Consider the following 12,336-nt stretch of genomic DNA (forward strand, 5'->3'; position numbering starts at 1 on the left):
TAAATTATACCAAACGAAGAATGCAAAATTCGCCGTTAAAGCGAATCATTTATCACATTTTCATTTTTGGCCTATCTGGTTCTTCTCGACCAGCGCTGGCTCAGCAAAAACGTCCATCACACGCTTGGCGTAGGAGTTCTCAAAATCAGCAAATCTGTTTTGCACGATGAATTCGTTCTTAAAGCTAAAAACCGGAGCGTTACGTTGAAACCCTGACTTAGATCCCATCTCGACTTTCAGCAAGACTTGTTCGAGCATCCAACACGCCGTGCGACCGCAGTAGAAATAAAGAAAGTATTAATCCAAGCAGGCCTATTGCCCCGAAAGACAACCATGTCTCAGCAGGACTTCGATTTAACACCAGCCAGCTTCCCACGTAGTACCCCGCACTGCCTCCCAGCGCTCCCGCCGCGTTCAATACGCCGAAGCAAGCGCCCTGACTCCCTTCTGGGGCTAGCGATGCAGTCATTGTCTCAAATGCAGGAAGCAGGATCGTCTCGATCATCGTATAGACGACCATAAACATCAGAAACCAAATAATTCCTGGCAGCATCGACACGCTTGCGAACGCAACAGCGGCGGCCAGATAGGCACCCATCACTAGCGATACCGGTCTTGATTCCACCAATTGTCGCTTGAGAGCAGTTAGGAAGATTAGCCCGACTACCCCGTTAATCACATACAACGCTGACGCTGCGTGAGGCCCCGCCATCTTTGCGGCGTAAACGGGAAAAGCGACATACAGCTGTGGAAATAGAAAAAACCACGGTAGAGCGGCCAGCATCAATCTCCATAAGCCTCGATGACTACCTGCAGCCTTCAATGCCTTCAAGATCGGTTGAGATTCAAACGAAATGGTGGATGCAGGTTTGGTTAACGCTGAAACGGACGCTAGTCCTATGAACAACGCCGCACTTATCGCAAAAGCCCAGCGAATATCCAGCATTCCCGCAAGGCCACCGATGATAGGCCCCGCTGCCGCACCAATATTCAGCATCTGGTTATTGGCCGCAAAAACCCGAGAGAGTAGTCCCTTGGGCTGCTTGCCAAACACAGCGTATACCCCGCCTTCGTAGCACGCGACACCGGTTCCTGCCAGCATCGCGGAGCCTACCCACCCGACTACGGAGTCGAAGATGCAAAAGCCTAGAAATCCTATGCCGCGCAGACCGAGCCCAACTGTAACGAGCCCATGCGAGCCTAAACGATCAGCAATGACCCCCGTCAATAGCGGAAGAAACTGCGCGCATATTAGGTTCGCCGACATCACCGCAGCCAGAGCAGCAGCGCCGAATTGGAGCTGTGCAGACATATAGATGGCCAGCAATGGAATGGTCATGAAGTGCGAGGTGTTCATCATCCCCTGCATCACCAACAACCTGCGAATGGCGGCGGGCAATGCTTGTGATGAGGCAATCGGGGGATTGAGCATGTTGCGGCTCCGTAACCATCAATGATAGTTTGATGGTTACTCAGATCCTTAGCGATTGCAATCAAGGGTTACACTGTGCAGATCCATAACCAAGCAGCCCCCGGTAAGCTCGAAGAGGTCAGACGCTTCATCAATACATGGTCCATACCCAACCAAACCCGCATCGAAACAGACCTATTGCCGCCATTGGTTTCCGATCCAATTGCGTGGGAACGCGAAGTATCAGTGTGCCCCCTCCAATCCGGAGATAGCCTTGAGACACTTCTGGCACTGCGCACAGACCTTCGTAGGACCTGTGCAGGCCATAGCGAAGACCGCGATGCACTAAACCCATGGTTTGAGCAGACACCTCTGATTGCCCTTGTGAGGTCCACCGATGGCGGCACGGCTACCCAACTGAAACCGTCGCAAAACACTTACGTGGCGTACATCCTCGCCATCGTCGCGAATGCCATCAACTGCGCTCAATGGTCGCGGCTAAAAACTTGTGGCGATTGCCAGTGGGCATTTTACGATCACACACGCAGCGCCAGTAAGCGTTGGTGCGGCATGTCTAAAGGGGGGCCACAAGGGCGCGCCTGCGGAACGATAGCCAAGGTCCGTGCTTTCCGAGAGCGTGAGGTACGCAAGGTTCGCTGACCAAACGTTAGGCGCGGAGACTATTTCTGACCATTTTTAGTCGGTCGTCATTGTGGTAAGCGCTGGTCCAGTCGAAAGCAGCCGGACCGTCAGTACGAATCAACTGAGTGGTTAGTGGCAATGCAAATACCGTACTTGGTTTTTAGATCTGCCATAGTGTTTTGTTTTTTATGAAGTAATCATACCATTTGCCAAATGGCGGAAACAAAAACAGAGCCTTTCGACTCTGTGTTTGCAAACTACATAACTACATTATTTATGTTGCTTACAAATAGTAGCATTTAATAAACGAAGAAAAAGCCATTTAAGGCCTTTATTTTATCTTCCGAAGAAAATCATTTTTATTTCGCTGATTTCAAAGTCGGCAAATACGATTCCATGAAATTCTTTCATCTGAGATTTTGCGTATTTAAAGCACTCAATTTTTGATGGGGGTTCAAGGGCTAGCGTCCCATCGAGTCTCAAATCAAATTCGCCATCTTCATTGAGATAATGCTTTTCAAATGCATAAGCGTAGAGCAAGGCTTTATCAACCATGTCCAGCCTTGAACCCTTCATATCTTTAATGCGCTTTTTACCGGTTTCGTTCAGCAGAGAAATGCCATTGTAAACAGGCTTATTTTTCTTCAATTCACTTGCATCTACTTCTTCCATTCTTATTTTATATTTCATTTCGATTTACTTTATCTGGTTTTATAATCGAATTATAGCATTTTGGGCTACCAGAATTTAACTTAACAAAATTAATTCACCCAATAAATTTTAGACCGGTACGTCCTTGTGCATTTCGTTCCACGTCTTCTTTTTACGCAAGGTTCTGATATAGGGTTTCAGGGACTCGAATTCAGCCTTGTTCGCTCTCCAACGTTGATCTATGTGAATAGGTGTATTGTCATTCTGCTTCATCTTTTCCCTCAAAGCCCTCTTTTCTCTTTCGGCTTCTAGAAGCTTTTCACGTTCAACCTTCTCCAAGGCTAGGCTTTCTAATTTAGTAATCATCAATCCACCAGTTCTTTTCTTATTAATTCATCGCTCACTTCATTCAGCTTGCTCAAGCTCGACATGTCGTTATCCACCTTGAATCCGTCATGGAATTTCGGGCTTATGCTGTGCATTTTGGTAATTGACTTTAACTTTGCCGCAAGTCTTGGATAATTCTTCTTATCTAGTGATGGTAGGAATTTTACCCACAATGAAAACCCTGCACGGACTACATCCGCTTCAAAGACTCCCTTTTTATTCAGTTCAACCAATGCTTTTTCTTTCGTTTTTTTAAGTTCTTCGCTTTCGCTCAATACGTACATTATGTGTGCTGTTTGTTATAAGCCATATTTTAGCATATTAGACAAGGCCAAATGCTATAATATGTACAAATAAATACAAACTACAATGACATACATACAAATAAAAACAATTGCATTCATTGCAATAATGGCTTGTCTGCTTCTATTCTCAATAGCGGTAAAAGCCGATGATTCAGGCGTAATTACCTTTCCAGTCTCAGACCCTGCACCCATAGAACACTCAGGTGGTCTGGATGGAGCAGACAGCACAACTCCAACCACCCAATCCGCAAGGGATGCTCAGGAAGCCTTAATCTCTTCACTCATCTTTGCAGTGCATGCCGGTGTCGTTCTGATTGGCTTAGGCACATTGCTAAGCGGTCTTTACAACCTAAAACTCATCGCAGACGAACCAAGAAAATCGAAGAAAGGACCATTGATATTCATTTTTGTTGGTGTATTCATGCTGTCGGCATCACAGACAGTAAACACCGCATTACACACAATACGTGGCGATAGCACAGAGATGTGCCTGTTAACAGAAAGCCAGTTGGTTGATAAATTCGCGAGCAACAGCGGATGCTGGGACACTGCGTCAAGCGAAATATCAGGAGCGCTTAAAGATAGGTTGATGGATACCGACAGTGACGCAAAAGCCAAATTTCTGGAAAACCTAAAAACGTTTTTATTACTATGTCAAGGTATTGGATTTGTTTATTTCTTCATTGGATTAAACGGGATAAAGAAATTTGCAGATGGGAACAGTAGAGAATCGTGGGCAAAACCCTTAGTAGTTATGGCTTTCTCAGCGCTCATCATCGATCTACCTCACACCGCAACCGTTTTCATCACGACGCTCCAAAAGCTTGGCGTATCAATATAATAAGAAAAACCCCAGTGACGGGGTTTCTTTTTAACTGACTTTTCAGTCCTTGTAGAATTTCTTGTAACTACCATACCAAAGCTTCTCTTTCGCAATTTCAGAATTTTCTTCCTGCTTTTTCAAATCGAAGGTTTTGTTGAGTAAGCGCTGAATTTCTCTCAATCCTTCAAAATCACAGGTTTCGAGCATATGCCTAAAATCCTCTGCGTATGGAAGAGCTTCTTTAATCGCATAGAGTTTTCCGATTTTACCCTGATAGGACTTGTCGCTTAGCACCCTCAAACGCTCTAAAGCAGTTACTGATAGATGTTCAGGCTTGTTCTCGATGGTAAGGCGCGCTTGACGTGCTTTCTCGACCGTTCTGATGTGTCTTTCGAGCTGTGTAGGCACTGGCTTACGTATAGGCGTAGGAGCAAACACAAGAGCTTCAAAGACCTCAGAAGCTTCTACTCCAGGTTCTTGAACCTCTTCCTGTTCGGGTGGTGCAAGGAAAGGCAAAATTTCATGGAATTGGTCCTCAACGTGTGGAGGGACTGTGATGTCACTGGCTGGCATGAACGACTCATACTCAGTCTCACCATCCTGAACGCCGGGTACAGTCAGATCCTCTACGGGAACGAAAACCTCAGGCTCATCATCTACGACCTCTTCTGCCTTGATCTCAGCCACTTGCTCAGACCCAGCCTGAACGGATTCAACAGCCACTGGCTCTGACACCACCCCTACGCCACTCAACGACTCGTAGGGCTCATCTTCAAACACGTACTCATCTGCATCGGCTTCAACCGCTGTGTGAACGTCGTTGGTCTGTGGGGCTTCTTCCTCTTCATCAAAAAAGTCATCTGGCTCATCAACCACATCAGTCTCTGCTACCACCTCCTCAAATTGCTCTTCCTGCTCTTCATCATCGTCAGAGCCAACAATGCCAGCCGTATACCCTTCAAAACGAGCCTCCGGCGCGTTCAGTGCTTCATGCTCTGCAAGGGTAAGGACTTCATCCACTGGCTCATGATTCGACAGCAAATCGCCTTCCACGTACTCACCGCGAGGGCTGATACTGGAACTTATTTTCAACTGGGAAGCGAAACCACTTCTCAATATGAAGGAGTTTAACTTGTCGATTATTTGGCTGGTTTTGGTATCAATTCGAGGGATTTCAGCCTGTTGTTTTTCTTCAACCTTAGGTTCAGGATTTCCAAAATCAAGCTTCTTGATTGGGACACCACTGTCATAGTCTTGAAAAATCATATCGGGCAAAGATCTTGGTTCGTTATCATTCATAGTTTTACTAGCTTGTTTCATTTAATTATAGCATTTGAAAATGCTATAATATGCTAAACCAAAAATATATTGAACATGACGAACATAAATGATGATATTTACGAAACTGCTGACATATCTTTTAGGCATTTCTCGACACACAAGCCGGGGGCAAGACCGAAACCAAAGGCAGCAGAAAGAATTATCCAAGTTTCGAAATTCAGCAATTACAAATGCAATCCCAAGACCTTGTTACTTTTCAAGCGCTTTCGAAATCCGCTAATCGCAGAAAATGAAACTATTGTCTGTCATTTTCTCTGCGATGAAATTCTAGACGCTCACCTTGACCGATTGGACATTGGGTACAGAGTCAAGACCAACGGTCATAGCCAATGGCATTTCCAAAGAAACTGGAACGGATGCATACCGTGCGATACAGAGCTTTTTCTACGCGAAGGATTCAGTCAGTTCTTCTCCAAAATCGTGGATTTGGATACGGGCAATCAGTGGTACAGCGAAAACTTTGACTCAGCCTCACGCTACGATTCAGCCTATAAGCCAACCTTAACCGAACCAGCCGCTCTCTACACCTCTGACATACTCGAGAAAATCAAAATCTATACGTCTCAGGTCATAAACCCAAAAATTGAAATTTGTAATGAAGAAGGCACTGAGTTTTTACCTCTCATCGCTGGAATGAGAATGACTAGGCGACCACATTTTCTCATAGCGATTGCTGAATCTGAGGATGAACGGTTGAGTTATTTCCTCATTATGGATTCCGTCACTCAGAAACCAGTTGGGGTATTCACGTCAGATAACTGTCCCGAACGAAAATACTTTTTGTACGTATTAAATGCGGAAGACATGGATTACCAAAATAAAATGATATAATTGCAAGTATAACCAATAAACTACATAAAATGATTTTATTAAACAGCATCAAAACCACATTTCTACGAGCAAGAGATTTATTCACCAGAGCTGATTTTCTCTATCCTACTATTGCCAATGCCATCCTTTTCTTCTACCTAACAAAGGGGATGGACATGAACCGTAATGGATTGATTCAAGTAGGGTTACTCATCTTAATCGCAAACATCATCTACCATCTGATGATGAACGTCGAAACAGACAAGGTTTTGAAGATAGCCTTTTTCTCATTTTGCTCATTGATATGCATCAGCCAGTTCTTTCAACACGCCTATAATTTCTCATTCGTAGATTGGCTTGTGACTTTCACACAGCTCAATTCCCAAATGCCAATGGTAATTCTAGGAATGTTGGCTTACATCGTCTTACCTATCGGCGCTGGGATAGCAATCTCGAAGACATTAACACGCTTCAAAAGGGAGGAAATATAATGGCAGATAATGGAGAGACTTCTAAAACTTTGGTTCAACTCAGCGCTGATGCATTTTCTTTCGATGATGCGCCTGACATCGACACGTATGACGCACTGAATTTAGCAGACGCAGAACGATTAGCCATTCAAGAGCAAATTACCCAGTTAAAAAATAAGCTTATAGTAACGCCAAATCGTCATCAGACTGAATTCGAGAAAAAGCAGTTGGTTATTACCAGTCAAATCGACGTTTATGACGACACTATATGTAAGCACTTCAATAACCAATTCTCGTTTCTGCCAGTCGAGCAATCCATATCCAGTAGCAAAATAGCAGAAATCATGCGTACCCTACGAAAAAACCCCGAATTCAATCGAAGTCAAACCGCAGATGCAGAGGTACTTATCAGAGCATATCTAGAATTATTGGATGCACGATATAGCCTTTTCAAGCACACGCTCTTACAACCAAATGACGTAAACCCGCACTACGGTAATAATTTGCTGGCTCTGGATAGAGCATATGTAGGAACAGGTTACTCAATCGTCAAATTGAGTTATCTGACGCCATTCCACGTTCTTGAGCTATTCAGTGGTAGGAACATCAGAAAGCATCACCTTGCAGCACTATTGGACGACTTGATTGCTGATCGGCTTCCATCCGTTGCTCAGAGTGATGAAATCGTGCAGTTATGAAAAAAGCCCCTTACAGGGCTTCTTTTTTGAATGTGGTAGACGTGTCTCGGATGTATAGGTCATCGAACAGGACAGGCTTGTCCTTCTGCAGTGTCCGGTCCAGCATGCTTTTCAGGCTTCCTTGAACGCTGACAAGGTGCGGACCTTTCGAGCCTTCCAGTCGAGCCACCGCTTCTACAAGGCGAGGATTCTCTATGAAGAAGTCACTCAGGTCTTTCGCAAGGTAGCGTCCAAGCATATCCGTATAGGCTTTTTGCAACGGCTCCAAGGCTCCGCTGGCAAGATCTTCGGGCAAATCGCCCACTACCTCATCAACAATCCCAATCAACGTCCCTATGAGGCTTGGAGCCTCATCGAGCAACACTGACAGAGCAAACTGACCTTCATCAGTGGCACTGATTGAAAATTCCTCAGCAAGATTGATCTGCATTGCTTTCAGAAGGCGTGCTTGTAGATGGGAAATGTCTCGGATGTGGTAGTTCTCACCTGACGCTAAAAGCCACTCCCGCCCGTTTGGCGAGTGAKTTTCTGATACCGCCACTACGATGGGAATTCTCTGAGTAGCGACTGAAAGGCATTTTACGAGCTTGTCTTTCGCAGCTTTGGTGAAAGCATCAGTCAAGACACTCTCATCAATCACCCTCTCGGGCTTACCCGATTTTCTGAACAGGCTCATCATATTTTGAATTTCGCAGATTTTTTCTTATCCGCTTCCTGCTCGTTTGCTGCGGCTTCTTTTTTTGGCGCTGCATGAACGCTTGGCTCAAACATCGAGTCAAAACTATCTTGATTTTTCGCAGCCGGAGATTCCGCCCTCACGGTTGGATTTTCACTAGCCGCTTTGCTTTTCACCAATGCGCGCCCTATTTCGTTATCCAGTGAAACCTTTGTTTCAGCCCTGTGATAGTCCACTTCTGTGCTGACTATGTAATGCTTTCCGTCTGGCGTGAACCCGCTCGAATAATCCTTGCCTTCTTTATCCCTGTATGAATTAGAAAATCTTTCGATATCCTTGTTGAAAATTGCATAGTCTCCATTAGACTCAGCAAGGATATTTTCCACTGCGATTTGCACATCACCTCCCATCCTCTTACCAATTAACTTTTTATCCTGAGCATACTCAATAGCCTTTTCTCTATAAAGCTTTCCATCGTTCAAGTCTTTTGTTTGCAGAATGACGTTATGTATATTTCCATCCTTTGCAGGAACATCGTTTGTAATCGTTACTGTCTCTCCATCTAATTCAAAAGCTATTTCATAATTTCGTTTTGCAAAACTATGATTTTGGTTCATGAGCATAGATGCATCTCCTCCTGCAGTCTCTAATGCCCAACGCAACTCTTTTTCCAGCCTCGACTTTTCTCCTTCAACGCTGAATTTAGAAGCATCGCTTTTCAAAACTGGCTCATCTGACAACGCTTTAAAATCTTCAGGAATTTGAACTGTTTTAGTTTGATTTGCGTATTCCATATTCACAAGCGAATTAACATCCAGCAATGAGTCAATATGTTTTTCAGCTTGCTTACCGCTTAACTCGTTTGAGTTAGGTTTTGTCTTTACCTCTGATGCAGACTGTTCTAGCACTTTTGGTGGGGCTTGCGATTCAGGTTTATTATAATCCTCACCAGCCTGCACACCTGATTCATTGGCAGAGACGTTCTTAACATCTTCTTTTCTATACTCGCCAACCAAATGCGCCCAAGTTTTGCTTTTTATTTTTATTCTGTCTATCTCTATGCCTTCTTCGAGCATGGTGACTATCGCCAATCGAAGATTTGCTTCCTGCAATTCCTTAGGGATTTTCGGGTCATCTTCTGCCACGAATGGAAAGACAATCTTGGAGTTACCTTTGAATTGACCAGCAGAGATAATCAACATGTCCTTATAGTGTTGACCTACCAAGTCATAGCCATTGTGAGTAAAAGAGCCACTTGGTTTGAAATTGAAGGTCTCTACACCTTGAGCGTTTTTCAACACGTAATTACCCGTCATAAATACAGGATGTAGAGTCAGATTATATTCAGTACAGTATTCCTGTAACTTCTGTCTTAATTTTTTATCTTCCTCTTCTGTTAACGCTTCCTCCGATTGTTTTTTCAACTTAGAAATACCCGCCGTAATGCGATGACCAGAAATACTCCCCCACTCATTCATTGGGTCATTTTCTGAACTCATACCGTTTTCCGGCAACTCATCTTCAACATCACCAAATGAAATATGATCAACCGGAGGGTTGTAGACTTTTTTAAATAAATTTGCCATTGAGGACGCGAGTGAATTTAGCTTTGCCATGTTTAATGTAATTTTGTTATACCCGTATTTTACCATTTTTAGGGCTCAAAATTTGCGTCATGCATTCTTCAATTGAACAGAACCCTTTATTTTGGTACATTGTCGCACCAAAATTTCATGCTCTTTAAGCGGATAAATAATGACTGACTCGACAGTTAACACAGAAGAAAACCTTTCAGCGAAAGAACAATATTCACTTGTTATTGAAAAGTCTGACCATCTTCCAGCCGCAAAAGTAGTGGGAGAATTCGTGCTTGACGCACTTATAAATTCTTCTGGCGAAAGTCAAAAAATTCGTGAGCTACGCGAAGAAATCAAAACAGCCATCAGCAATGCTGACGACGACACAGCACATTCACTGATGGTTGAACTCAAAACTATCAAAGATGAAGAGAAAAAAAACACCGCTGCGTTAGCCGAAATTTCTCAGAAGTTTTCTATCTCTCAAATCCTTGCTTCTTACTCGAAAGACCCAGCATTTGAGGAGATTGCTTACAGTCTCGCATTGCAAGTTTTGAACAAGACCCAGCAAGCGCTAGCCAATCCAACCAAGACTAAAACCCCACGCAACAAGACTGACAAGGCGCCAAGCGATAAAGGTCCAAGATTGGCAAATGCTTATATAATATCGAAAGGCGATGAGTCGATTGAGTTAACCTTGCGTATGGGACGTGGTGCAACAAATCTCAGACAAGATGCTGAGACTTTTGCATTCTTGGGCTTTACCATTGCCGATGAAGATGGAAAGGAAGTGCTTGTACCACCAACATTTACAGATAAAGTGGGCGCTGAACACGGAGCAGCACGTTCCTCCATCGTTAGGGCTATCATAGAAAAAACAGCTTTCGATGGGTATTCAATCGTTCCTAAAGAAGCTGTCGAATAAAGCGGAATCTTCATGAAAACCCCGTTTTGGGGCTTTATTTTCTTTCTGATTATGAAATTTTTGGATTTCCAAAGAAATGGAATTGACAAAGGTTTTGTCTTGAATTAGCTTCAGCACCAAGCAATTCAAAACCAAATTTCGCAATTTAAAACGGAAGGATTCACAACATGGCTAACACCGAAAAAGCTCCAAGCGCAGCCAAAACCAGCTTTGATGAAGCACTGGCTGGCAATTTTGCAGAGCCAGCAAAATCGCTTGGTAATGCGATTTTCCAAAAAATCACTTCCCGCAGCAACAACAATGCGCTTTCTGAACTGCAACTGAAATTGTCGAAAGCCTCAGCATCGGCAGCAGTTTCGGGTTCTTCAGAAGACGAAGCATTGGTTGACACTCTGTACTCCGAGTTGAAAAAAGCTCGCAACGATCAAAAGAACATCAAAGATCAGTACAAAGCCATTCGCGGTAGCAACACGTTTGAAACGATTCTTCTTGCCTACGGCGATGAGTTCCGTGATTTGGCTCATAGCATTGCAGCCGAAGTCATCAAAGGTACTGACAGCGCCCTGAAGAGCGTCAAAACCCGCAAATCCAAGAATGCTGGCGAGTCGGGCGAAACAACAAAAGGGACACGCGCATCCCGTCCTGTAGTTGACCACGTAATCGGCAACAACAAAGGCGAGAAAATCACGTTCGCCGGTCGTGCCGGTCGTGCCATTCCGAACCTTGAACAAGACCGCGAAGCCTTTGAGTTCCTTGGCTTCAAAATTGAGAAAGAAGATGGGAAGGACGTTTTGAACCCTTCAACCATCACCCTCAATGACAACACTGAGGTTCCAGCCACTCGCGTCAACATCATTAAAGCTCTGAGCGAGAAAACTGGTCTTTCGGATTTCACCCTGCATTCCTGATACACGCTACAAACAAGAAGCCCCGTCACAGGGGCTTTTTTGTGTTCGGCATATAATAAGAGGATTTTCGATGAATGATGAAATTGATGATTACGAAGATTTCTATGAACGTCCTTCGCTCGTTGAGGATAGGAACCACCGAAACCACTGGCTGAATCGTGCCAGCGACCTTAACGCATCTGCAGGCGCAATCTGGTACTCGATGCACGGTGGGAATCATCGTGAAATCACTGAAACGCTTGGGTTCAGTGATGGCTTCAGCATGTCCACAGCTTGCTTCCCGGTCTATCACATGCTTTGTGGACTAGCTCTGGAAGTCATCATGAAAGCCGTTATTGTGAGCCGGGGCGAACCAGCACCTGAGATCCACGATCTGAATGAGCTAGCAACACTGGTAGGCATGAAGCGAAACGTGAACGAGAAGCGGATTCTCAGGTTCTATCAAGAATCAGTCGTGTGGGCGGGACGCTACCCAATTCCTAGAAAAGCGGACGACCAGAAGCTAGGTGAATATTGGAAGCTCGCTAACAAGGTGCTGACGAAGCCGAAAGCAATGGGCAAAGAAACCACCCTCACCTTCTATGAGTCCAGCGGAGCAACTGCTTGGGAAAATTACAATGCTCTTTTCGGCAGTTATAGCTCACTTTTTGACCACCACTACCCAGCTCCACGCGAAATCTGAATCTACGTTACGCGCTACCTAACTGGCAGC

15 protein-coding genes are annotated in these 12,336 nt (G+C 44.5%); 7 read left to right on the plus strand and 8 right to left on the minus strand.

Annotation, left to right across the window (positions count from 1 at the left end):
* Nucleotides 1–60 precede the first annotated feature (60 nt).
* Nucleotides 61–258, minus strand: a complete 198-nt coding sequence (locus AU074_RS33885; protein ID WP_143503732.1) for a hypothetical protein — start codon at nt 256–258, stop codon at nt 61–63.
* Nucleotides 218–1,432, minus strand: coding sequence for an MFS transporter (locus AU074_RS29335; RefSeq protein WP_076017670.1), 1,215 nt, complete (start codon nt 1,430–1,432; stop codon nt 218–220). Before AU074_RS29335 ends, AU074_RS33885 begins: the two co-directional genes overlap by 41 nt.
* A 420-nt stretch (nt 1,433–1,852) precedes the next feature.
* Between AU074_RS29335 and AU074_RS35025 the strand changes: the two genes are divergently transcribed.
* Entirely contained in the window at nt 1,853–2,071 is a 219-nt protein-coding gene (locus tag AU074_RS35025; protein ID WP_371916672.1) for a CGNR zinc finger domain-containing protein, read from the plus strand.
* Between the two features lie 318 nt (nt 2,072–2,389).
* Here AU074_RS35025 and AU074_RS29345 read toward each other — a convergent pair whose 3' ends face one another.
* The 3 genes from AU074_RS29345 to AU074_RS29355 form a co-directional block, all read right to left on the minus strand.
* Nucleotides 2,390–2,743, minus strand: a complete 354-nt coding sequence (locus tag AU074_RS29345) for a hypothetical protein (RefSeq protein WP_143503733.1) — start codon at nt 2,741–2,743, stop codon at nt 2,390–2,392.
* A 90-nt stretch (nt 2,744–2,833) separates the two neighbouring features.
* Nucleotides 2,834–3,070 carry a hypothetical protein gene (locus tag AU074_RS29350; protein WP_076017672.1) on the minus strand — a complete coding sequence of 79 codons (237 nt, stop codon included), beginning with the start codon at nt 3,068–3,070 and terminating at the stop codon, nt 2,834–2,836.
* Entirely contained in the window at nt 3,070–3,375 is a 306-nt protein-coding gene (locus AU074_RS29355) for a hypothetical protein (protein ID WP_076017673.1), read from the minus strand. Before AU074_RS29355 ends, AU074_RS29350 begins: the two co-directional genes overlap by 1 nt.
* Nucleotides 3,376–3,460: 85 nt before the next feature.
* Between AU074_RS29355 and AU074_RS29360 the strand changes: the two genes are divergently transcribed.
* Nucleotides 3,461–4,237 carry a hypothetical protein gene (locus tag AU074_RS29360; RefSeq protein WP_143503734.1) on the plus strand — a complete coding sequence of 259 codons (777 nt, stop codon included), beginning with the start codon at nt 3,461–3,463 and terminating at the stop codon, nt 4,235–4,237.
* Nucleotides 4,238–4,279: 42 nt separating this feature from the next.
* On the opposite strand, the gene AU074_RS29365 is transcribed toward AU074_RS29360, so the two are convergent.
* Complete coding sequence (locus tag AU074_RS29365) at nt 4,280–5,518, minus strand: hypothetical protein (protein ID WP_143503735.1); 1,239 nt, start codon at nt 5,516–5,518, stop codon at nt 4,280–4,282.
* Nucleotides 5,519–5,593: 75 nt separating this feature from the next.
* On the opposite strand from AU074_RS29365, the gene AU074_RS29370 reads away from it, so the two are divergent.
* Nucleotides 5,594–6,391 (plus strand): hypothetical protein, encoded by a 798-nt coding sequence (locus AU074_RS29370; protein WP_076017676.1) that lies wholly within the window; start codon nt 5,594–5,596, stop codon nt 6,389–6,391.
* Between the two features lie 469 nt (nt 6,392–6,860).
* Nucleotides 6,861–7,538 carry a hypothetical protein gene (locus tag AU074_RS29380; RefSeq protein ID WP_076017678.1) on the plus strand — a complete coding sequence of 226 codons (678 nt, stop codon included), beginning with the start codon at nt 6,861–6,863 and terminating at the stop codon, nt 7,536–7,538.
* Between the two features lie 10 nt (nt 7,539–7,548).
* Here AU074_RS29380 and AU074_RS29385 read toward each other — a convergent pair whose 3' ends face one another.
* Together AU074_RS29385 and AU074_RS29390 are read right to left on the minus strand one after the other, a co-directional pair.
* On the minus strand, nt 7,549–8,217 hold the full coding sequence (locus tag AU074_RS29385) for a hypothetical protein (protein ID WP_076017679.1): 669 nt from the start codon (nt 8,215–8,217) through the stop codon (nt 7,549–7,551).
* Nucleotides 8,214–9,800: a hypothetical protein gene (locus AU074_RS29390; protein ID WP_143503736.1), complete on the minus strand. Its 1,587-nt coding sequence runs from the start codon at nt 9,798–9,800 to the stop codon at nt 8,214–8,216. Before AU074_RS29390 ends, AU074_RS29385 begins: the two co-directional genes overlap by 4 nt.
* A gap of 169 nt (nt 9,801–9,969) precedes the next feature.
* Between AU074_RS29390 and AU074_RS29395 the strand changes: the two genes are divergently transcribed.
* From AU074_RS29395 to AU074_RS29405, 3 genes are all read left to right on the plus strand, one after another.
* On the plus strand, nt 9,970–10,716 hold the full coding sequence (locus AU074_RS29395; protein ID WP_076017681.1) for a hypothetical protein: 747 nt from the start codon (nt 9,970–9,972) through the stop codon (nt 10,714–10,716).
* A gap of 167 nt (nt 10,717–10,883) precedes the next feature.
* Nucleotides 10,884–11,624 carry a hypothetical protein gene (locus tag AU074_RS29400; protein WP_256576984.1) on the plus strand — a complete coding sequence of 247 codons (741 nt, stop codon included), beginning with the start codon at nt 10,884–10,886 and terminating at the stop codon, nt 11,622–11,624.
* Between the two features lie 70 nt (nt 11,625–11,694).
* Complete coding sequence (locus AU074_RS29405) at nt 11,695–12,306, plus strand: hypothetical protein (protein ID WP_076017682.1); 612 nt, start codon at nt 11,695–11,697, stop codon at nt 12,304–12,306.
* Nucleotides 12,307–12,336: the final 30 nt, after the last annotated feature.

Source organism: Pseudomonas sp. ATCC PTA-122608, from assembly GCF_001952855.1.
In the GTDB taxonomy this organism is placed as follows: Bacteria; Pseudomonadota; Gammaproteobacteria; order Pseudomonadales; family Pseudomonadaceae; genus Aquipseudomonas.

What these genes read in the sequence shown, in the direction of transcription:
- AU074_RS33885 (WP_143503732.1), bottom strand. Translation starts at nt 258, where the DNA reads ATGCTCGAACAAGTCTTGCTGAAAGTCGAGATGGGATCTAAGTCAGGG.
- AU074_RS29335 (WP_076017670.1), bottom strand. Translation starts at nt 1,432, where the DNA reads ATGCTCAATCCCCCGATTGCCTCATCACAAGCATTGCCCGCCGCCATT.
- AU074_RS29345 (WP_143503733.1), bottom strand. Translation starts at nt 2,743, where the DNA reads ATGAAATATAAAATAAGAATGGAAGAAGTAGATGCAAGTGAATTGAAG.
- AU074_RS29350 (WP_076017672.1), bottom strand. Translation starts at nt 3,070, where the DNA reads ATGATTACTAAATTAGAAAGCCTAGCCTTGGAGAAGGTTGAACGTGAA.
- AU074_RS29355 (WP_076017673.1), bottom strand. Translation starts at nt 3,375, where the DNA reads ATGTACGTATTGAGCGAAAGCGAAGAACTTAAAAAAACGAAAGAAAAA.
- AU074_RS29360 (WP_143503734.1), top strand. Translation starts at nt 3,461, where the DNA reads ATGACATACATACAAATAAAAACAATTGCATTCATTGCAATAATGGCT.
- AU074_RS29365 (WP_143503735.1), bottom strand. Translation starts at nt 5,518, where the DNA reads ATGAATGATAACGAACCAAGATCTTTGCCCGATATGATTTTTCAAGAC.
- AU074_RS29370 (WP_076017676.1), top strand. Translation starts at nt 5,594, where the DNA reads ATGACGAACATAAATGATGATATTTACGAAACTGCTGACATATCTTTT.
- AU074_RS29380 (WP_076017678.1), top strand. Translation starts at nt 6,861, where the DNA reads ATGGCAGATAATGGAGAGACTTCTAAAACTTTGGTTCAACTCAGCGCT.
- AU074_RS29390 (WP_143503736.1), bottom strand. Translation starts at nt 9,800, where the DNA reads ATGGCAAATTTATTTAAAAAAGTCTACAACCCTCCGGTTGATCATATT.
- AU074_RS29395 (WP_076017681.1), top strand. Translation starts at nt 9,970, where the DNA reads ATGACTGACTCGACAGTTAACACAGAAGAAAACCTTTCAGCGAAAGAA.
- AU074_RS29400 (WP_256576984.1), top strand. Translation starts at nt 10,884, where the DNA reads ATGGCTAACACCGAAAAAGCTCCAAGCGCAGCCAAAACCAGCTTTGAT.
- AU074_RS29405 (WP_076017682.1), top strand. Translation starts at nt 11,695, where the DNA reads ATGAATGATGAAATTGATGATTACGAAGATTTCTATGAACGTCCTTCG.